Source organism: Streptomyces lavendulae subsp. lavendulae, assembly GCF_002803845.1.
Taxonomy (GTDB): Bacteria; Actinomycetota; Actinomycetes; order Streptomycetales; family Streptomycetaceae; genus Streptomyces; species Streptomyces lavendulae.
In genome coordinates this window covers 8,485,124-8,506,181 of the sequence record NZ_CP024985.1, presented here as the reverse complement: position 1 = coordinate 8,506,181, position 21,058 = coordinate 8,485,124, and the positions used below count along the sequence as shown (strand labels likewise).

Below are 21,058 nucleotides of genomic sequence, written 5' to 3'. Positions count from 1 at the left end.
TTTTTGGCGTGGTGTCGTCAGGGTCTGAGTCCGGTGGCAGCGAGGCAGCCGTCGACGATGTGGCTGCGGTACTGGATCTTCTTGAGGCCGGTCCTGAGGGCTCGGACAAGGTCCTCGGGAGTGGCGAAGACCGTGTTGGCATGGGCGGTGCGCCTGAGGACCGACCAGATGCCTTCGACCGGGTTGAGGTCAGGAGTGTAGGCGGGCAGGTGGTAGACGGTCAGCCAGTCGGTGACCTCGATGAACTCGCGCATGCCCTTGGTGCGGTGGGTGTTGAGGTTGTCCCAGATGAGGATGATCGGGGCGCCGAGACGGCCGTGGGCGTAGACCAGCAGCCAGCGGAAGTCCCTCCAGTCGTAGCTGCGACGCTCGCCCTTGGCAGGTCGCCGGTTGTGGACATGCAGTTTGTAGAACAGCCGTGAGCGTTCGCCGGGTTTGTAGCAGCACAGTCCGGCGAGGGTGACGCGGCAGCGGGTCCAGCCACGCATCCGGATCGTGGGGGTGAGGGCGCGACGGGCCCATGTTCCGCGGGACGGCGGCGTCATCGAGAAACCTGCCTCGTCCTCGAAGACGATCCAGGCCCCGAGCGCCGCCGCAGTCATTCCACGTGCGGCCACGTGTCCTTCATCCAGCTGGCCACCGCGGCATCGTCCCGTTCCAGGGCGCGCCTGGCCGGAGCCTGCCGGCTCCAGCCTCCACGCCGCATGGTCTGGTAGACCGCCGCGATGCTCAGGCTCACACGCAACCGGCGGCGGATGACCGCCTGGATCCTGGCCAGCGTCCAGGTCTGGTCCGGCCAGCCATGAGCGATGGGGCCTTTGTCGAGCTCTGCTTCCAGCACTGCGAACTGTTCGGGGCCGATCTTCGGCCGGCACATCGGCCCGCTCGAACGCAGTGCCCGGCGGCCGCCCTCACGCCAGGTCCGGCGCCAGCGCTGCACCGACCGCTCACTGACCCGTAATCGCTTCGCGATCACCTGATTCGTCAGCCCTTCAGCGAACCAGCCTGCCGCCTCCAGGCGAAGAGCCTCCCGGAAAGCCTGACGCTCCGACGTCAGACCCCCACCCTGCGGATACCTCATACAACCGGCATACCGCGACGATCAGCAGCCGTCAGCCCCCGACACAACGTAAAAATCCTCAGTATGTCACCGCGCAGGCCGCGGCCGATGCCGGCAGGTCTGCGTTTCGTGTATCCGATCCGGCGAACGACGCCATCCAGCTCGGCTCCCCGTACGTCACCACGGACTCGACCGCGACGCTGATCGTGCTCACCGGGCAGGCATCGAAGACAATCGCCGAACAGCAGAAGGCCATAGCCGAAGCACACGCCAAGAACGCCCAAGAAGAAGCCGCCAACGCCAAGGCCCTTGCCAACCAGGCGCAGGAAGACACCAAGGCCGCCTACCAGCACTCCGCCAACGCGGCCGGTTACGCCGCTGACGCCCGCGGCTACGCCAAGGAAGCCCTTGGCTACTCAGCCGAGGCCGCCACGTCCGCGTCCCTGGCCGCGGCCTCCCTGGCCCGCACCACCGAATTCGGCCGCCAGGCGGCAGAAGACGCCGTCGCAGCAGACCAGGCCGCAGACCGCTCCGAAGGCCACGCCAAGGACGCACGCAACTCCGCCGACCAGGCAGCCCTCGACGCCACCGCCGCCCGCAACGCGGCAGCCCAGGCCGAACAGGACGCCAAGGCAGCCCGCACAGCGGCCGACCGCGCCGCCACCGAAGCCGAACAAGCGGCGAAGGACGCCGACAAGTACGCCAAGGAAGCCCAGGAATCAGCCGACCGCGCCGAGAAGGCCGCCAAGGCGAAACAGATCAACGCCGGAACCGTCGTCGACCAGACCGGTGGCTCCATCGGCAACATGTTCTACGCCGTCAAGCGCATCGACAAAATCGGGGATCCCCAGACGGTAAAGAAGACCGAAGCCTGCGACAGCTGGATCGACAAGCTCGCCTACAGGGGCGGCTGCACCGTCACGGTGAAGATCCGGTACAAGGCACTCCTCGACCTGTACCTGTGTAACGCGCCGGTCCTGGACCCATCGAAGTCCACGTGTCCCGCTGATGCGACGACCTATCTGGGCGAGTACCCGACTGCGGAACTGTCCCAAGAGCTCACGCACACCATCACGATGGCCGAATACCAGGCGACCGTAGACCCAGTCGACATCCTCTTCGGCAGCTGGATCAAGTGCGTTCAGAAAATCGTACCCGGCGGCGAGAACGGAAGCTGGGGCGGATGCGCCTGGGCCGGGGTGGACGTCGCCCTCCTGTTCTCAGGGAAAATCCTCAGGCCGATCGCTGACGCCGTCAGGGCGGCTGATGCCGCCGCCAGGACCGGTATCGGCGTCGCGGACGCCTACAAGGCCCTGCGCACGCTTGGCCTGACCGAGACCGCTATCGAGGGTATCGGCGCCAGAGCACTGAGCGGATTCGCCGAAATGTGCGCCACCAAACCAAGGGCCAAGGCTCTTCGTGTGGCAGCCGCGCAGAGCGACGACCCTTGCATGGGGATGATTCCCTATTACAGCACGGAACTCAGCCGAATGGCATACACGGCCAGAAAAGCAGCAGGATTCACCTCTGGTCGCAATGTTGCGGTAGCGAGGGTTCCCGGCTGGAATAATCCGAAGACTGGCGATCTCGTGGTCGGCTTCAGTAAGGGGGATGGATATCACTCAGAGGATCACATCCTCGACCAGCTGAAGGCGAAGAACTTCAAGCCGTCTCAGATCACCGAGCTTTACAGCGAGCGGAGCCCCTGCCCCGAGTGCAAGCCCAAGTTGGCGGCAGTACTAGAGCCCGGGACCCCGATCTCGTGGTCCGTTCCCGACGGCGCAGGTTCAAGCGACTGGCTCTACGCCATGATCCAGGCGCTAGAGAGGCCGTCCTTCAAACAGTCCGCTGAACAATAAGATCAAGGTGCGGTGGGCCTCCCCGCCCTGCCGCCCACCACACCTGGCCACAAGAAGGAGGAAAAACTCTTGACAGAGTATGGGTTCATCCGCGCTTCCGATGAGGTTCTATCCATCCGAAATAAACTAGCGGACCAGGTCATCCAGGCTCTCCAGCGCGCCGGCTTGCCTGCTTTTCGTGAAGGAGAATCCGGATTCCAGGACCAGGCTGGCGCGGTGGTCCATGTCGAACCAGACGCCGAGACAATGTCAGCATCGGTATCCGTGGGATGGCGATGCAGCGCCGGTCAACTGCAGTCCGCTTTGGAGGATCTCACCTCGGGACTAACTGACACTCCTGCCACCCGCTACCCTGGCACGGTTGGTCTACATATGCAGATACCACTCATCAAGATTCTACTGTCGGCGGGGATCATCGCCACCCCCAATAATGACAATATGAATCCGAGTCATGTCCTAATTTTCGGGCGGACATCTGACCTACCACCCGAACTGAGGCCCACGTTCCTTCCACCAGGAACGTAACCAAAGGAAATTCCTGAACGGTCCGTCGGTTTCCATCGACGGGCCGTTCCGGCCGTCCCAGCCGAACCTCGGCATCTTCGCATCGGGAAGCCGCCATCACATGCGACAGCACACAGTCAGCGGCCCCCGCCGGCAGCACCATCGCAGGCTGCTCGGCCGCGTAGACAGCAGTGGCGGGAAGCGACAGAGTCAGAGCCGCGGCGGCCGTGGTCACGGCCCACATCATGAGGCCGCTCGTACCGTCCACTCACGCAACGGCCCTCTGGCGAACACAACCCTCACCCGGCTTGAGCCACCGGGCTCAGAACTTGGCAGCACCGGCTGGCGGCGAAAGCACAGCGACGGCGATAGACGGCTCTCGTACTGTCATGCGGCACTAACCTTGGTGCGCCGCAGTGATGTTCCAGGGGGGAGCTACCCACCGTGCAACCTTTGCAAGAGCAGGAACCCGAGCAGGTCGCCGACTACCGGCCTCTTGGCCGCCTAGGGTCTGCCGTCAAAGTGATCTTGCGTTGTGGATCATGGTCGGGTGATACGTCGCCATGAACTGTCGGACGCTGAGTGGGAACTCGTGCAGCCGTTGCTGCCGCAGCCTGCGCTGGGGCGGCCGCGGCTGGACGACCGGACGGTCCTGAACGGGATCGTGTGGAAGTTCCGGACCGGGGTCGCCTGGCGGGACGTGCCCGACCGGTACGGGTCGTGGGCCAGCCTCCACACCCGTTTCCGCCGGTGGGCGGCGGACGGAACATTCGAGCGGATGCTCCAGGCCGCGCAGGCGCAAGCGGACGCGGCAGGCGACATCGAGTGGCTGGTGTCGGTGGACTCCACCGTTGTCCGTGCCCACCAGCACGCGTCCGGGGCCCGAAAAGGTGCCTCTATGGCCTTCGTCAAGCCGTAGCCGGTATGGGCGGCTGGGTAGAAGGTGCCGTCTCGGAGCATGGCGAAGAGGACGTCGATGCGGCGTCGGGCGAGCGCGATGAGGGCTGCGATGTGGTGTTTTCCCTCGCGGCGTTTGCGGTCGTAGTAGGCGCGTGACTCCGGTTGGGACAAGGAGGCGAACGCGGCGAGGTAGAAGGCTCGTTTGAGCTGTTTGTTGCCTCGCCGGGAAGGATGTTCGCCGCGGATGGAGGAGCCGGAACTGCGGGTCACGGGTGCCAGGCCGGCGTAGGCGGCGAGGTGGCCGGCGGTGGCGAAACCGCTGCCGTCACCGACGTCGATCAGGATGCGGGCCGCGGTCCTGATCCCGATGCCGGGCATCGAGATCAGGACCTGGGAAAGAGGGTGGGCCTCCAGGAGTTCCTCGATCCGGGTGGCGAGGAGTTTTCGCTGGTCAAGGACGGATTGGAGGGAGCTGGCGAGGCTGGGGACGATCAGCGCGGCGGCGTCAGTGCCCGGGACGACGACGGTCTGTTCGTCGAGTGCGGTGAAGATGTCCTCGACCAGCTGCTCGGCCATCCGCGGTGCCTTGGGACGTATCAGGGTCGCCAGGCGGCGGCGTCCGGCCTTGCGGATCCGGGCCGGGGAGCCGAACTGGTCCAGCAGTTTCAGCACGGCCGGGTGCTGGATCCGCGGGCCCAGGACACGTTCCAGAGAGGGGTGGATCTGGGTGATCAGGCCGCGGAGCCGGTTGGCGATCCGGGTGGACTCGCCCGCGAGATCGTCGTCAAACCCGGCGATCATCGCGAGCTCGGCAACCGTTTCGTTCGCGAGATCGATCGTCCGCCGGGTGTGGGGCATCGCTCTGGCGGCGTCCGCGATGATGAACGCGTCGCGGGCGTCGGTTTTCGCCTCGCCAGGATAGAGATCGGCGATCCGCCGCATCGTCAGTCCCGGCAGATAGGCGACCTGGCAGCCTGTGTCCCGGGCGACCGCCAGCGGCAGGGCTCCGATGGAAGCAGGCTGGTCGACGACCACCAGCACCGTTCCGTGCTTGGCCTGGAGCTTGTCGAACAGCTCCCGCAGTTTCGGTTCGCTGTTGGGCAGAGGCTTGTCGAACACCCTCTTCCCCGCCCGGTTCAGGGCAGTGGCATGGTGATCGCCCTTGCCGACGTCCAGGCCCAGATAGACGTCGATGCCACTCTCGTGCGACATGCCCTTCGCTCCCGTGCTCGCCCGTTCCCCGGCCTCACCTGCGGCATCAGCGTGCCGGCATCCACGTTACGAAGAGATGCCTCGCCCATCCACGGGTCCGGCGCTCGTGCCTCTAATCAGCGGTCTGCCAATGCCTCCGACACCGGCGACACCACCTTTTCGATCATCATCGACTGGGGGCTCAAGTCATACCGGGGCCGAAGGCCGGGAGCCTCATTACGAGGCCACGAAGACGGTAACGGGGCTCCGCAGCCCGGCCCTCGGCCGGTCCCGCAGCGGGCTGACCAGCAAGATTCACCTGGCCCGCGACGGGACGGGCCGACCCCTCGCGTTCGTCCTGACCAGCGGGAACATCAACGACTGTACCCAGTTCACCGCCGTGATGGACGCGATACGGGTGCCCCGGATCGGGCCGGGCAGACCGCGCATCAGGCCCGACCACGTCATAGGCGACAAGGGCTACAGCTCGAAGGCCATCCGTTCTTGGCTGCGACGCCGCGGCATCACGCACACGATCCCGGAACGATCCGACCAGGTCCGCAACCGAACCCAGCGAGGCAGCCGGGGCGGCCGACCGCTGGCTTTCAACAAGCAGGTCTACAAGCACCGCAACGTCGTGGAACGGTGCTTCAACCGCCTCAAGCAATGGCGCGGCATCGCGACCAGGTACGACAAGACCGCCCAGTCCTACCAAGCAGCTGTCACCCTCGCGTCGCTCCTGATGTGGGCGTGACACTTTGACGACAACTCCTAGCCCGCACAGGTGATACGAAACAGGCAGTCAGAGGGCGTTTAGCTCATAATTTTGGTTTTTTGAGCCGGTATGGGCTTGCGGCCGGTCGGGGCTGCTGGGGTTGGTGTGGTTCATGGTGCGAAAGTGGCTGCCAGACGGGCTTCTTGGGCTGCCTCCTCCTGTTTCATCCCAAGCCGCCGGGTTTCACGCCGTGTGCTTCGGGCGCCGGTCCGCGCGCCTGGGCCACCTGGGTAGCCCGGAATCATGCCTGAACGCCGCCGATACCCAAGCGATCTGTCCGATGCCCGGTGGGAGCTGGTCGAGCCGGTCCTGACCGCCTGGCGGTCCGAGCGCCGCGGCCGAGGCCTGGACATCGGCCGGCCTCCGGACCACGATCTGCGGAGCCTGCTGGACGCAGTCCTCTACGTGAACCGGACGGGCATCCCGTGGCGCTACCTTCCGCACGACTACCCGCACTGGAACACCATCTACGCCTACTTCGCCCGCTGGCAGGAAGAGGGTGTCTTCGACCAGCTCAATACCCTCCTGCGACGTCAAGTCCGCAGGCAGGAGGGCCGCGAGGAGGAACCGACCGCCTGCGTCATCGACTCCCAGAGCATCAAAACCTCTACCAACGTGCCCGCCTGCGAGCAGGGCATCGACGCCGGAAAGAAGATTGTCGGACGCAAGCGGAGCATCGTCATCGACACCGTCGGACTCCTCCTGGCCGTCGTGGTCACCGCCGCGAGCGTGCAGGACTCAATCGCCGGGCAGACCCTCATCGAACGGGTCGCATCCGAGCATCCCACCATCCGCAAGACCTGGGTCGACGGCGGCTACCGCCAGCACCTCGTCGAGTACGCCGCCACCCTCGGCATCGACATGCACATCGTCCGCCGCGACCCCACCACCAGGGGATTTACCGTCCTGCCCCGCCGTTGGACCGTCGAAAGAACCCTCGGCTGGCTTATGAACCACCGCCGTCTCACGCGCGACTACGAAGCCTGCCCCCACCGCTCCGAAGCCATGATCCACCTCGCGATGATCAACCTCATGACCCGCAGACTCACCGTCGAATCCACCCCCACATGGCGCGGCGCATGAACCACTATCAACCCGGCAATCCGGGATGAAACAACAGGAGGAAACGCCCTCTCACGGTGGGGTGGCCAACAGCGTCCACACGCCGTGGGACAGATCGAGCACGCCCTCGATCATCCGGCTGGCCGCCAGGGCCAGCGGCATCCGGACGGCGTTCTGGAAGTACACCGACCGCGGCGTGAGATGGGCCGGCACGCGGCGCGCGTACAGCGAGAGCGCGGGCCGCCCTGCGTACCGGAACAGGCCCGGCCGATCCGCAGGCGACGTCGTGTCCGCGGGCACGGGCGCGCCGAGCACGATCCGCGCCGCAGTGACCACGAGGGTCCCGGTGTGCGCGATGTCCAGGACGATCGCGCCACCGCGCACCACGGCCGCGCTGCTCGTACCCGGCACCGGCAAGTCGATGCGGTGGGCCTCGAAGTCCGCCGCGGCGGCGGTGCACGGGGCGTCGGAGGGCTCCGGGCCCCGGCCGGACAGCCCGAGGGCGACCTCGTGGCACGCGGTGGCCGAGGCGCCATGAACAGGACACCACGACCAGAACCGTGCTGTGGGCACAGTCACCGGCGTGGCGCATGTGCCCGGCGCACAGTGCCGCGTTGTGCACCGCTCCACCACTCGAGATCACGCCGTGAGCCGGCTCCCTCCGCCTGCACCTGCACCCGTGTCCGACGACTTCAACGCCCGGCAGCCCGGCGTCCGCACCCTCAAGGCATCAGGGCTCAGCGACCGGGCGCGGTCGTCGTGCTGGAACGTACGACGAGGCGCGGTTCGACCGAGCGCGGCTCGGGGACGGGGCCGGGGGCGTCGATCTGGCGGAGCAGATGGGTCACCGCGAGGGCGCCCATGTGCTGGAACGGCTGGGCGATGGTGGTGAGGGAGGGTGAGCAGTACTCGGCGAGCTCGATGTCGTCGAATCCGACAACCGAGATGTCGTCCGGTACGCGCCGCCCCGCCTCGTGCAGGGCCCTGATCACCCCGAAGGCCATCTCGTCGCTCGCGACGAAAACGGCGGTGACGTCCGGGATCCGCGCGAGCACCAGGCCGTTCCGGTAGCCCGAGGCGGGTGACCAGTCCCCCTCCAGCGGTGGCGGCACCGCACAGCCCGCGCTTTCGAGGGCGGATTGCCAGCCGTCGCGGCGGTGGGCTGATTCCAGCCACTCCACGGGGCCGGTGATGTGCCACACCGTCTCGTGTCCGAGGTCCAGCAGGTGCTGGGTGGCGATGCGAGCGGCCTGGACCTGGTCGATCGCGAGGACCTCGGTCGCGTCGGTGCGCGAGCCGTCGATGGTGACGGTGGGCGTGGAGCGGGTGAGCTGCTCGATCCTGCTGCTGGTATGAATGAGCGGCACCGAGAGGATGATCCCTTCGACGTCCTGGTCAGCGAGCCGGGAGAGCGCGTTCTCGATGGCGGAGGTGTCCAGCGAGGCGGTGGTGGCGGCGCTGACGGCGTAGCCGGCCTCATGGGCAGCCTTCTCGATGCCGGAGGTTACGGCTGCCCTGGAGTAGAAGCTCGTCTGGAGGGTCACGACGCCGATGCTCCGGCTCCGGCCCGACGAGAGCATCCGCGCGGCGTTGTTGCGGCGGTAGCCGAGCTGGTCGACCGCCGCCAAGACCTTCGCGCGCGTCTTCTCCTGCACGTTGGGGTGGCCGGCGAGCGCGCGCGAGACGGTCTGCGCGGACACGCCCGCAACCCGGGCAACGTCCACCATGCCCGGGGGGCGCGCTCCGCTGTGGGTGTCACCGCTCTTCGCCATGGGATCCCTTTCTTCTGTCCGACCTGGTCAATGATATCGCTCGCATGGCTGTTCACGTGCAGTTTCACTGGCCAGGACACCAACCGCTACCACCTATTGGCATCGATAACATTCTCTGCCATAGTTTCGGCCAGCACACCGGGCGGACGACACCGTCGGTGTGCCCCGTCGGACAGGCGGCCCCCGTGCAGGACGTCTCCGTTGCCTGCCACGGCACTCAGGAGGAGCTGTGAAGCGTAGTTTCATCCGTTTTGTGGGAGCGGCGGGAGTCCTCACCCTCGCCTTTGCGGCCACCGGCTGCTCGGGGTCGGCGTCCGGCACCCCATCGACCCCCGGAAAGGCATCGATAACATTCTGGGGATGGGCTCCCGGCTACGAGGACGCCGTCAACGCCTTCAACGCAGGCCACCCGGACATCAAGGTCACCTACCAAACGGTGCAGCCCGGGGCGAAGGGTGGCTACCAGAAGATGCTGAACGCCGTGAAGGCGGGCAACGCACCCTGCCTGGCCCAGGTGGGGTACGAGACGATGCCCAGCTTCGCCGCCCAGGGCGCCCTCCAGAACGTGTCGAAGCACGCCGGCTCCGCCAAGCAGGAGTACCAGAGCGCCGCCTGGAACGCGGTGAGTCTCGGCAAGGCCGTCTACGGAGCTCCGGTGGACACCGGCCCCATGGCCCTCTTCTACAACAAGAAGCTGTTCGACTCGCTCGGTCTGAAGCCCCCGACCACCTGGGCCGAGTATCGCGCCGCGGGGGAGAAGATCCACGCCTCCGACCCCAAGCGGTTCATCTCCTCGCCCTACCTCGACTACGACTACGCCGGGCTCGCCTGGCAGGCCGGCGCCGACTGGTTCGGCGTCGACAAGGACGCCTGGAAGGTCAACATGGCCTCCGCGGAGAACAAGAAGGTCGCGGACTACTGGCAGGGCCTCGCGAACGACGGCCTGATCAGCAGCGCCCCCATGTACGACCAGGCGTGGTACACGGGGCTGGGCAACGGCGACATCGCCACGGTCGTGGGGGCGGTGTGGCAGGCGGGAGTCATCAAGGGCGGCGCCAAGGACGGGGACGGGCAGTGGGCCGTCGCCCCCATGCCGCAGTGGCAGGAGGGCGACAAGAAGGTCGGCAACGCGGGCGGATCGGCCACGGCCGTGCTCAAGGGCTGCGAGAACACCGCGGCTGCATGGGAGTTCGCCCACTGGCTGGGAACCGACAAGCAGGCGTTCGGCACGCTGGTCGAGAAGGCTTCGCTCTATCCCGCAGCGAACGATCTGCTCCACCTGCCGCAGCTGAAGGCCGACCCCTACTTCGGCGGCCAGCAGATCTACGACGTCTTCGCCGCGGCCGCGCCCGACGTCGACCCCGGGTGGACCTGGGGCCCGCTGATGACCTCCACGGTCGCGGACCTCAATGACGGCCTCGGCAAGGCGTGGACCGGAAAGGGAACCATCGCGCAGGCCCTGGGCCACGCTCAGGACTCGACCCTGGCCGAAATGCGCAAGCAGGGCCTGGCGGTCGCGCAGTAGCACTGTCGCCGGGGCGGGGACGCGACAGGGATCCTTCTCGCCCCCGCCGCGCCATCAGCAAGTGCAAGCAGTCGCCCCGCCGTTGACTCGCCGGCCGGCGGGGCGAACCACAGTGAGGACCCCGTTCGTGACCCAAGCCTCCCCTTCGGTACGCGCAACCGGACGGCGCCCGGCGGCCGCCGCTCCGTCCCGGCCCGCACGCGGAGCCCTCTCCGGGCGCCCGCGGCCTCTGAGCCCGTTGCTCTTCTGCGCCCCGTTCGTCGCCCTGTTCGTGGCCATGTACATCGCACCGATCCTGTACGCGGCCTACAACAGTCTTTTCACCGTCCGCCGGTCGGGTCTGGGCCTGACCGCCCCGACGGAGGTCTTCGCCCCTCTGGACAACTACGTGCGCGCCGTGCACGACGGATCGTTCACGGCCTCGCTCGGCCGCGTGGCCCTGTTCGGCGTCGTACAGGTGCCGCTCATGCTGGCAGTGGCACTGGTGCTGGCCCTGCTCATCGACTCCAAGTCGGCGCGGGGCCGGGGCTTCTTCCGACTGACGAGCTTCATCCCCTACGCGATCCCCGGCGTCAGTGCCGCACTCGTGTGGTCGTTCATGTACTCCTCGACGTCCAGCCCGCTCAACCGGCTGCTCGAACCGTTCTCCGTCACCATCCCGTTCTTCGACGACGACATCGTGCTGTGGTCGGTGGCCAACATCGTCACCTGGAGCTGGGCCGGCTACAACATGATCATCATCTATGCGGCCCTGCAGTCCATCCCCGCCGAGGTCCTGGAAGCCGCCCGGATGGACGGAGCCTCCGCCCTGCGGATCGCCTGGAGCATCAAGATCCCCGCGGTACGGGGCGCGCTGGTGCTCACCACGGTGTTCTCGATCATCGGATCGGCCCAGCTGTTCAACGAGCCGACCGTGCTGCAGCCGGTCTCCGGCGGTTCGATCTCCTCCGCCTTCACGCCTCTGATGTCGGCACAGAGCGCGGTCGCAGCGGGCAACTACCCGTACGCGGCAGCCCAGTCGGTCCTGCTCGCGGTCGCCGTGGGCCTGGTGTCACTCATCTTCTTCAAGCTGACCCGCCGAGGAGACCAGGCATGACCACGGTGATCCCTGCCCCCGTTCCCGCCCCCTCGCCGGCGCCCAAGCGGATCGGACCCCGCCGCGAGACGCGCCCGGCCGGCCGCGTCACCGTACTCGCCCTGCTGGGACTGTCCGCGTTCTACTTCCTCTTCCCGCTGTGGTGGCTGCTGGTGTCTGCGACCAAACCCTTCGGGGAGCAGTTCAGTGGCAGCGGCCTGTGGTTCGACGGCTTCGGCCTGTTCGACAACGTCGCCCGGCTCAGCAGCCAGGACGACGGCATCTTCTGGCGCTGGATGCTCAACAGCGTTCTGTACTGCGGCGTCGGCGCGCTCATCGGCACCGTCTTCTCCGCCCTGACCGGGTACGCCCTGGCCAAGTACGACTTCCCCGGCCGCGGAACTCTGTTCTCCCTGGTCCTGGCAGCCGTCCTCGTGCCCAAGGTGCTGTTCACTCTGCCGCTGTACCTGATGTTCTCGGGCGTTCACCTGATCGACAACCCTCTGGCGGTCCTGCTGCCGAGCGTCATCAGCCCTTTCGGCGTCTACCTGGCGCGCGTCTTCGCCGAGCAGAGCGTGCCCGACGAGGTCCTCGAAGCCGGCCGTCTCGACGGCGCGGGTGAATTCCGCATCTTCCGCACGATCGGGGTGCGGATGATGCTCCCTGCCCTCGTCACGATCTTCCTGTTCCAGTTCGTCGAGATCTGGAACAACTACCTGCTGCCCGCCATGGTCCTGGGAGACGACCGGCTGCAGCCGGTCACGGTCGGTCTCGTCGCCTGGAACGCCAGCCACGTCGCCGTACCACCGCCCCTCGTCGTCATCGGGTCCCTGGTCTCCATCACCCCGCTTCTGATCGCCTTCCTCGCGCTCCAGCGCTTCTGGCGCGCGGGCATGACCGCCGGAGCCGTCAAATGACCCCTCCCGCCCTCACCACCGAGTCCGCCGGCACCGCCCGCCCCGCCCCCGTCACCGACGCGCTCGTCACGCAGCCCGTGCTGAGCTGGGCCGACGGCGCCTTCCTGCGCCACGGGCAGCCCCACCGGGTCCTGTCCGGCTCCCTGCACTACTTCCGCGTCCACCCGCAGCAATGGGCCGACCGCCTCCGGCGCGTCGCCGCACTCGGCCTCAACACCGTGGACACCTACGTGCCGTGGAACTTCCACGAGCGCAGACGCGGTGACATCCGCTTCGACGGCTGGCGTGACCTGCCGCGGTTCCTCCGGCTCGCCGAGGAAACCGGCCTCGACGTCATCGTCCGCCCCGGCCCGTACATCTGCGCCGAATGGGACAACGGCGGCCTGCCCGCCTGGCTGACCGGACGGCCCGGCATGCGGCCCAGGAGCAGCCACCGCGAGTTCCTCGACGAGGTCGGACGCTGGTTCGACGCATTGATCCCGCTCGTCGCCGACCACCAGGCGGCACACGACGGCCCGGTCGTGGCCGTGCAGATCGAGAACGAGTACGGCAGCTACGGCGACGACCACACCTACATGCGCTGGCTGCGCGACGCCCTGGCAACACGCGGCGTCCGCGAGCTCCTGTTCACCGCGGACGGGCCCACACCGCTGATGCTCGACGGCGGCACCCTTCCCGGCGAACTCGCGGCCGCCACGTTCGGGTCACGCCCCGACCAGGCTGCCGGGCTGCTGCGTTCACGCCGCGCCGACGAGCCCTTCCTCTGCGCCGAGTTCTGGAACGGCTGGTTCGACCACTGGGGCGAGAAGCACCACGTCCGATCCCCTTCGAACGCCGCCGACGACGTCGACGGCATCCTGGCCCAAGGCGGGTCGCTGAGCCTGTACATGGCACACGGCGGCACCAACTTCGGGCTGTGGGCCGGCGCGAACCACGACGGCACGGCCCTCCAGCCGACCATCACCAGCTACGACTCCGACGCCCCAGTGGCCGAACACGGCGCGCTCACCAGCAAGTTCTACGCGCTGCGCGACAAGCTCGCCCCCCACAGCACACGGCCCGTCCCCGAGCCGCCGGACGACCCGCCCCTGTTGGAGCCCGCCACCCTCCCCGTACACCGCGGATCCGCGCTGCCGGCTGCACTGAGGTCGGTGTCGACGCCCGTGCACGCCGCCAACCCGCTGAGTTTCGAGGAGCTCGGCCAAGCTTCCGGCCTCGTGCTCTACACCGCGCACCCGGTCGTACCGCCCGGCACCCACGAGGTGACGGTCACCGGCCTCCACGACCGCGCACAGGTCTTCGTCGACGGCTCCCTCGTCACCGTCCTGGACCGGCCGACAGCGTCCTTCGGCGTCACCGGCACGGGCGCGGCGATCCAACTCGACCTGCTGGTGGAGAACCAGGGACGCATCAACTACGGCCCCCTGCTGGGACAGGGGAAGGGCATTCTGGGCGGGGTCCGCGTGGAGCGGCGGCTCGTCCACGGATGGTCCATGTGCCCCCTGCCGCTCGACGAGTGGACCGCCGAGGAACTCACGCGCGCCGGCACGGCCGCCGAGTCCGCCGACAGCCGCGGCATCGCCACCGCACGCCTGCACGTCGATGAGCCCGCCGACACCTTCCTGAGCCTGCCCGGCTTCGGCAAGGGCTTCGTCTGGGTCAACGACACCCTGCTCGGCCGCTACTGGGACGTGGGCCCGCAGACGACCCTGTACCTTCCCCGTCCGCTGCTGCGCACGGGGGACAACCTCCTGACGATCCTGGAACTCGACCGCTTCGGCCACCATGTCGACCTCGTGGACGCGCCCGACCTCGGGCCCTGCGAGGAGTACATCGAGACGTTCGACTGAGCGCCGACGCCGCTCCCCCACACCCCTCGCACGGTCGATTCAGCAACCGCGCAACACCTCGAAGGAATCCAGCACCGATGTCCACTCCCCCGGGCTCCGCGCACACCTCCCACACCTCACGCGAGATCGCCTCCCAGCCGGACTGCTGGCGCATGGCGGCCGCCTCGGTCACCGACCACCAGGACGTCCTGCCCCGGCTCGGTGAGCGCGTGGCCGTCGTCGGCTGCGGAACCTCCTGGTTCATGGCCCTGGCCTACGCCGAACTGCGCGAGCGGGCCGGTCAAGGCGAGACGGACTCCTTCGCCGCCTCCCGGTTCCCCGCGGGCCGCCGCTACGACCGCATCGTGGCGCTGACCCGCTCGGGCACCACCACCGAAGTCCTGGACCTCCTGGCCAGGCTGCGCGGGCAGGCGCCGGTCACCGCCGTCACCGCCGACGCAGGCACCCCGGTGGCCGACGTTGCCGACGGCGTCATCGAACTCGCCTACGCCGACGAGAAGTCGGTCGTGCAGACCAGGTTCGCCACGACGACATTCGTCCTTCTGCGTGCCCACCTGGAGAGCGGCGGCCCGCTGCCCCGGGGAGTGCGTACGATCGCGCAGGCCGCCGCGGACGCCGAACGGGCCGTGGCCGCACCGCTGCCCGAGGTGATGTGCGCAGCGGAGCAGATCACCTTCCTGGGCGATGGCTGGGCCTACGGCCTTGCGCTGGAGGCGGGGCTGAAGATGCGGGAGGCGGCCGGCGCCTGGACGGAGGCATACCCGGCGATGGAGTACCGCCACGGCCCCATCAGCATCGCCCGCCCCGGCCGCGGCACCTGGGTCTTCGGCCCCGCACCGCACGGCCTCGCGGACGACGTCGCCCGTACCGGCGTCGCCTACGTCGCCGAATCCGGCGACGCGGCCGGCGATCTGGACCCGCTGTCCGACCTCGTACGAGCCCAGCGCCTGGCCGTCCACCTGGCCGGCGCACGGGGGCTCGACCCGGACCGGCCCCGTGCTCTGAGCCGCTCCGTGGTGCTGGCCGGCGCGCATGCCTGAGCATGCCGGCAGCCGCACCTGCGTGATCGCTCTGGACGTCGGCGGCACGTCGATGAAGGGCGCGCTCCTCGACCGCACCATGCGGCCGCTGGCGACCCTGCGCAGCTCGACCCCGCGGCGCCAAGGCCATGAAGCCACGGTGGACGCGATCACCTGGTTGCTGCGCGACCTGGCGGGGGCGGCGGTCGGCATCGGCGTGGAACCCGTCGCCGCGGGCATCGTGGTCCCGGGCATCGTCGACGAGCCCACGCAGCGCGCGGTGCACTCGGTCAACCTCGGCTGGTACGACCTGCCCCTGGCCGCGGTACTCACGGACGCGACGGGACTCCCGGTCCGGATCGGCCACGACGTCCGCGCCGGCGGCACGGCGGAGAGCAGGCTCGGCGCAGCCCGCGGCTTCGACGACGCCCTCTTCGTGGCCATCGGCACGGGAATCTCCGCCGCCCTCCTGGTCGAAGGCCGTCCGCTCCGTGCGTGCGGATACGCCGGAGAAATCGGACACCTGACGGTCGCCCCCGGAGCCGAGCAGTGCGCGTGCGGCATGAGGGGCTGCCTGGAGGCGGTGGCCTCGGCCCGCGCGATCGCCGCCGTCTACGCCGCCCGGTCTGGGCATGAGGTCGAGGGGGCCGAGGAGGTCGCGGCTCTCGTGGCGCGTGCCGATCCGGTGGCGTGCCGTGTGTGGGAGCGCGCCGTCGAGGCGCTGGCGGAAGCATTCGCCGCGTGCGCCGCGGTCCTCGCTCCGGAAGTGATCGTGGTCGGCGGGGGCCTGTCCCAGGCCGGCGGCCTCCTGATCGACCCCCTGCGCATCGCGCTCGACCGCCGCCTGAGCTGTCACCGGCGACCGAAGCTGGTCCGGGCGGCTCTCGGGGAGCAGGCCGGCTGCCTCGGAGCCGGCCTGCTCGGCTGGGAAGCCGCCGACGCCGACCCAGCGGCCGGCAGGCCGGTCGAGCTGGTGGCCGACCCGGCCGGAGGAGCACTGTGATCCTCACGGTCACCCTGAACGCCGCCCTGGACGTCACCTACTTCGTCGACGAGGTGACCCCCCATGCCTCCCACCGCGTCACGCAGCCCGTCGAGCGGGCCGGCGGCAAGGGCATCAACGTGACGCGGGTCCTGGCGGCACTGCGCCACCCGGTGCTCGCCACGGGTCTGGTGGGAGGGACGACCGGCCGGATCCTCCGCGAGGACCTGCGGGCGTCCGGCCTCAAGGACGCACTGGTCCCCGTACGGGGTGAATCCCGCAAGACCATCACCGTCGTCTCCGAACGCAACGGGGACGCCACCGTGTTCAACCCGCCCGGGCCGCACGTCGACCCGCAGTCATGGCGGGCCTTCACACGGCGGTTCGCCGAACTCGCCGCCCGGGCCGACGTCGTCGTTCTTGCCGGCAGCCTCCCGCCGGGTCTGCCGTGCGACAGTTACGCCGGACTGCTGGCGACGGCCCGTGACGCCGGGGCCGTGACCGTCCTCGACACCAGCGGCGCCGCCCTGCTCGCCGCGCTGGACGCCGGCCCGGACGTGATCAAGCCGAACGCGGCGGAGATCCGCGAAGTCACCGGACGGTCCGATGTCGCCGACGCGGCCGCGGAACTCCAGGCGCGCGGCGCTCGGACGGTCGTCGCCTCCGACGGCCCCCAGGGCCTGCACGCCGTCACCCCGGAGGGGCGCTACCGCACCCTTCCGCCCGCCCAGCTGCGCGGCAACCCGACCGGCGCGGGTGACGCCTGCGTCGCCGCGCTCGCAGCCGGTCTCGCGACGGGCCTGCCCTGGCCGGACCTCCTGCGGGACGCCGTCGCGCTGTCCGCGGCCGCCGTCTCGGCACCCCTCGCGGGCGACTTCCGCCGCGACCTCTACGACCAGTTCCGTACGACCGCAACCGTGAGTGTGGAGAGGCCCCATGCCGCTGACAGCCACTGACGACATCATCGGCCCCGCGTACGCCCTGAACCGGGGGGTCGGAGCGTTCAACGTCGTCCAGCTCGAGCACGCCGAGGCCATCGTGGACGGAGCACACCGGGCGAACCTGCCCGTGATCCTCCAGATCAGCGAGAACACCATCCGCTACCACGGCTCCCTCGCACCGATCGGCCGCGCCGCACTCGCCCTGGCCGAGCAGGCGACGGTGCCCGTGGCCGTGCATCTGGACCACGCCGAGTCCGAGGACCTGGTGCACGAAGCCGTTCGGCTCGGCTTCACCTCCGTGATGTTCGACGCCTCCAAGCTGCCGTACGGGCAGAACGTCGCGGCCACCCGGGCGGTCACCGAGTACGGGCACCGGGCCGACGTTCTCGTCGAGGCGGAGCTGGGCGAGGTAGGCGGCAAGAACGGCGCCCACGCCCCCGGTGTCCGCACCGACCCCGCGGAGGCCCGGGAGTTCGCCGCGGCGACCGCGGTGGACTGCCTGGCAGTGGCGGTCGGCAGCTCCCACGCGATGGCCACTCGCGACGCCGTACTGGACTTCGACCTGATCGCGCGGCTGCGCAGCGCCACCCGCGTGCCGCTGGTCCTCCACGGTTCGTCGGGCGTCTCGGACGCGGACCTCGCCAAAGCCGTGTCGGCGGGGATGACGAAGGTCAACATCTCCACCCACCTCAACGGCATCTTCTCCGCGACCGTCCGGCGGGAACTCCACCGTCAGCCCGCGGTCAGCGACTCCCGCAAGTACCTCGGCCCGGCCCGTGAGGAGGTCGCGGCGGAAGTCGCGCGCCTCCTGAACGTTCTGGCGGGCGTCTGAGGACCCGCCCCCCACACTGCTCCGCGCCCCGTGTCGTCCTGCCCCGGGGCGCGGAGCACCCCACTCGGGCCGCCTCGCAGCAGTCCCGAGCACAACCGCCGTCCCCAAGGACGACGGACCGTCAAGGGAGCCGCCCCACTAGGCTCCTCCCATCAGGGAGTACCCGTGATCACTCCTCGAAGCAGACTGGCCGGCGCACTCGCCGCCGCCGCGCTGGTCATCTCCGGCGGCAGCACGCTGATGATGCCCTCGGCATCCGCAGCGTCGACCGCCCCTGTCCCCGCCCCCGCCACCTACTCCGTCACCGTTGGCGCCAAGGGCTCCTGGACACACCCTGACGACACCCCCGCCGGCACCTACGTCGACAAGGACGGCACGTTCTACTTCCAGCAGGCCCACGCGCTCTACGGCGCCGACGATCCCCGCAAGTGGACGTTCTTCACCGGGACGAACCTGGACACCGCCACCCGGTCCGTCGCCATCAGCGACGCGGTCAACCCGGCCAACTCCAACGACCGCAACAACGACACCACCTGGCGCTGCAACAACAGCCCCACCGGGCTCGAAGCGACACCCGCCCCGGCGGGTTCGAGCTACGCACACCGGAACTACTGTGACCTCGCCGGCGTCTGGGTCGACCCGGACACCGGCGACTGGTACGGACTCGTGCACAACGAGTTCACCCCACAGCCGTTCACCGACGGCCTGCACTACGACGGCATCGACTACGCGGTCTCCAAGGACCAGGGCCGCACGTGGACCATCAAGGACCACGTCATCACCTCGCACTACAGCACCGAGCGCGGGGACGACGCCGCCTTCCCGCAGCAGACCTTCCACTACGGCACCGGTGACCAGCGGCTGTTCGTCGACACCGGGTCCGGTTACTTCTACGCCTTCTACGGCTCCCGGATCGTGAACAAGGGCGGCGGCTGGGCCGCGTTCTACGGGCACGTCGCCCGCGCTCCGATATCGGCGAAGCTGGCGCCCGGCTCCTGGCAGAAGTGGTACGACGGCGCCTGGTCCGAGCCCGGCCTGGGCGGCCGCGAGAGCAACATGGTGCCCGTCGGCTCCGGCAGCGCGACCGGATACACCCCGCCGTCGAAGGAGTACGACCCGGCCAACAGCGGCTCCGTGAGCCAGCAGGTCGCCGCCGGCCTGATGCCCCCGACGTCCCCGCTGTTCGTCATGGACATCACCTACAACGCCCACCTCGGCCTGTACATCGGCCAGCCCCAGGCGGTCGACCAGAGCGGCAACGCCTCCCAGGAGATCTACGCCACCGCTGACTTGACCACCCAGAAGTGGTTCCGTCTCGGCGACACGGGCAGCTACAAGAACGCCTCCTGGTACCGCTGGTTCCTCGACAGCGGCAACAAGACCAGCTCCACCATCGTGGGCAAGAACTTCCGCTCGTACTGCTCCTTCGGCTGCTCCAACGGAGCCAGTAGCGAGTACGTCAACCTCGCGATCGACACGACCGAGCCCGCCGCGCCGGTCGACACCTCCAAGGCCTACCGCATCGGCAGCGCGGGCGGCCGGGTCCTGGCCCAGGTTTCCGGCAGCTCGGCCACCACGTCGAGCGCCGCCGCCACCGGCTCCGGCCTCGAGTCGTGGACTTTCGCCTCGAACGGCGACGGCTCGTACCGCATCGCCAACTCCGGCACCGGTCAGCTCCTCGGGGTGGGCGCTGCCTCGACGGCGACCCGCGCCTGGGGCACCAAGCCCACCGTCACCGCGGCGGGAACCGGCGGACCCACGGTCGGCCAGCAGTGGTTCGTCATACGCGGCACCTCGCCCGCCGATGGCGCCTCCACCGGCACGTACAAGATCGTCAATCGGTACAGCGGCCTCGTCATCGGCCTCTCCGCGGACTCCACCCGCCTTGCCGAAACCACCCCCACCCGCAGCTGGACCAACACCACCGGCAACGCGGTCGGCGGCACCCGCACGGCCGGCGAGCAGACCCTGACACTGATCCCGATCGCCCAAGTCCCCGAAACGGTGATGGTCACCAACCCGGGCAACCAGGCCGGCACCGTGAACAAGGCCGTCTCCCTCCAGGCCGTGGCAACCGACTCCCTCGGCAAGCCCCTGACCTTCACGGCGACCGGCCTGCCGACCGGGTTGAGCATCAGCTCCAGCGGCCTGATCACCGGCACTCCCACCGCCGCCGGCGCCTCGACCGTGACGGTCACCGCAGCCTCCGGCACCGCCGGGGGCACGGCCACGTTCACCTGGGCGGTCACAGCCTCCCTCGACGGAGTCCACACCCTCACCGCCGGGGGCAAGGCACTCGACAACCCAGGCCACAGCACTACCCCCGGCACCCAGCTCATCACCTGGTCACCCAACGGCGGTGCCAACCAGAGCTGGACGTTCACTCAACAGACCGATGGCACGTACCAGCTCAAGAACAGCGAGTCCGGCCTCTGCGCCGACGTCGAAGGAGGCTCCACCAGCCCCGGCGCGAAGATCGTCCAGTGGACCTGCAGCAACGGCGCCAACCAGCGCTGGAACATCACGCGACAGGCGAACGGCACCCACACCGTCGCCTCCGCCTGGAGCGGACTGCTCCTGACCACCGCCTCCTCCGCCAATGGCGCACTGGTCACCCAGCAGCCCGACACCGGCACCACGCTCCAGCAGTGGACCGTCAACTGATGCCACTACGGCCGCCGCGGCCTTGACCGGCCTGCCGGGGTCCCGGCCCCCACCCGGAACCCCGGCAGGTCTTCCCAAGCACACGGCGACTGACGGCCGCGGCTGGAGCCACGTCACCCAGCTCCCGGCC

General features: G+C 68.9%; 15 protein-coding genes and 2 pseudogenes. 13 read left to right on the top strand and 4 right to left on the bottom strand.

Translation table 11 applies throughout. The annotated features are described in order from the left end of the window. Positions 1 to 17: 17 nt before the first annotated feature. A protein-coding gene (locus SLAV_RS43790; protein WP_425276217.1) for an IS630 family transposase occupies positions 18 to 1,081 on the bottom strand; the annotation gives its coding sequence in 2 pieces (ribosomal slippage) (positions 18 to 635 and positions 638 to 1,081; 1,062 coding nt in all). 185 nt (positions 1,082 to 1,266) lie between these two features. Here SLAV_RS43790 and SLAV_RS38570 point away from each other — a divergent pair. Both SLAV_RS38570 and SLAV_RS43785 read left to right on the top strand, forming a co-directional pair. Beyond that, entirely contained in the window at positions 1,267 to 2,919 is a 1,653-nt protein-coding gene (locus SLAV_RS38570) for a nucleic acid/nucleotide deaminase domain-containing protein (RefSeq protein WP_167456779.1), read from the top strand. Positions 2,920 to 3,976: 1,057 nt separating this feature from the next. After that, positions 3,977 to 4,312, top strand: a pseudogene (locus tag SLAV_RS43785) (IS5 family transposase); the annotation flags it as partial. A gap of 19 nt (positions 4,313 to 4,331) precedes the next feature. Here the strand turns inward: SLAV_RS43785 and SLAV_RS38560 are convergent. Beyond that, positions 4,332 to 5,535, bottom strand: a pseudogene (locus SLAV_RS38560) (IS110 family RNA-guided transposase). On the opposite strand from SLAV_RS38560, the gene SLAV_RS38555 reads away from it, so the two are divergent. Both SLAV_RS38555 and SLAV_RS38550 read left to right on the top strand, forming a co-directional pair. Beyond that, positions 5,516 to 6,268: an IS5 family transposase gene (locus SLAV_RS38555; RefSeq protein WP_100660735.1), complete on the top strand. Its 753-nt coding sequence runs from the start codon at positions 5,516 to 5,518 to the stop codon at positions 6,266 to 6,268. The pseudogene SLAV_RS38560 and the gene SLAV_RS38555 sit on opposite strands and share 20 nt — an antisense overlap. A 264-nt stretch (positions 6,269 to 6,532) precedes the next feature. Beyond that, entirely contained in the window at positions 6,533 to 7,372 is an 840-nt protein-coding gene (locus tag SLAV_RS38550) for an IS5 family transposase (protein ID WP_100660736.1), read from the top strand. Between the two features lie 51 nt (positions 7,373 to 7,423). Here the strand turns inward: SLAV_RS38550 and SLAV_RS38545 are convergent, their stop codons facing one another. Both SLAV_RS38545 and SLAV_RS38540 read right to left on the bottom strand, forming a co-directional pair. Further along, positions 7,424 to 7,924 carry a hypothetical protein gene (locus SLAV_RS38545; protein WP_100660737.1) on the bottom strand — a complete coding sequence of 167 codons (501 nt, stop codon included), beginning with the start codon at positions 7,922 to 7,924 and terminating at the stop codon, positions 7,424 to 7,426. 164 nt (positions 7,925 to 8,088) lie between these two features. Then, positions 8,089 to 9,078 carry a LacI family DNA-binding transcriptional regulator gene (locus tag SLAV_RS38540; RefSeq protein WP_199922250.1) on the bottom strand — a complete coding sequence of 330 codons (990 nt, stop codon included), beginning with the start codon at positions 9,076 to 9,078 and terminating at the stop codon, positions 8,089 to 8,091. Between the two features lie 274 nt (positions 9,079 to 9,352). Between SLAV_RS38540 and SLAV_RS38535 the strand changes: the two genes are divergently transcribed. The 9 genes from SLAV_RS38535 to SLAV_RS38495 all read left to right on the top strand — a co-directional run bounded on the left by SLAV_RS38535 (position 9,353) and on the right by SLAV_RS38495 (position 20,928). Further along, positions 9,353 to 10,648, top strand: a complete 1,296-nt coding sequence (locus SLAV_RS38535) for an ABC transporter substrate-binding protein (protein ID WP_037689285.1) — start codon at positions 9,353 to 9,355, stop codon at positions 10,646 to 10,648. 277 nt (positions 10,649 to 10,925) lie between these two features. Further along, on the top strand, positions 10,926 to 11,744 hold the full coding sequence (locus SLAV_RS38530; RefSeq protein ID WP_100661228.1) for a carbohydrate ABC transporter permease: 819 nt from the start codon (positions 10,926 to 10,928) through the stop codon (positions 11,742 to 11,744). Continuing rightward, positions 11,741 to 12,640, top strand: a complete 900-nt coding sequence (locus SLAV_RS38525) for a carbohydrate ABC transporter permease (protein WP_051841549.1) — start codon at positions 11,741 to 11,743, stop codon at positions 12,638 to 12,640. The genes SLAV_RS38530 and SLAV_RS38525 overlap by 4 nt, the downstream gene beginning before the upstream one ends. Continuing rightward, positions 12,637 to 14,490, top strand: a complete 1,854-nt coding sequence (locus SLAV_RS38520; RefSeq protein WP_078950761.1) for a glycoside hydrolase family 35 protein — start codon at positions 12,637 to 12,639, stop codon at positions 14,488 to 14,490. The genes SLAV_RS38525 and SLAV_RS38520 overlap by 4 nt, the downstream gene beginning before the upstream one ends. 77 nt (positions 14,491 to 14,567) lie before the next feature. Next, positions 14,568 to 15,530, top strand: a complete 963-nt coding sequence (locus SLAV_RS38515) for an SIS domain-containing protein (RefSeq protein ID WP_030241673.1) — start codon at positions 14,568 to 14,570, stop codon at positions 15,528 to 15,530. Beyond that, entirely contained in the window at positions 15,523 to 16,512 is a 990-nt protein-coding gene (locus tag SLAV_RS38510; RefSeq protein ID WP_051841548.1) for an ROK family protein, read from the top strand. Before SLAV_RS38515 ends, SLAV_RS38510 begins: the two co-directional genes overlap by 8 nt. Further along, entirely contained in the window at positions 16,509 to 17,447 is a 939-nt protein-coding gene (locus SLAV_RS38505) for a 1-phosphofructokinase family hexose kinase (RefSeq protein WP_030241670.1), read from the top strand. Before SLAV_RS38510 ends, SLAV_RS38505 begins: the two co-directional genes overlap by 4 nt. Beyond that, on the top strand, positions 17,428 to 18,264 hold the full coding sequence (locus SLAV_RS38500; RefSeq protein ID WP_030241667.1) for a class II fructose-bisphosphate aldolase: 837 nt from the start codon (positions 17,428 to 17,430) through the stop codon (positions 18,262 to 18,264). Before SLAV_RS38505 ends, SLAV_RS38500 begins: the two co-directional genes overlap by 20 nt. A 165-nt stretch (positions 18,265 to 18,429) precedes the next feature. Continuing rightward, on the top strand, positions 18,430 to 20,928 hold the full coding sequence (locus SLAV_RS38495; RefSeq protein WP_030241660.1) for an RICIN domain-containing protein: 2,499 nt from the start codon (positions 18,430 to 18,432) through the stop codon (positions 20,926 to 20,928). Positions 20,929 to 21,058: the final 130 nt, after the last annotated feature.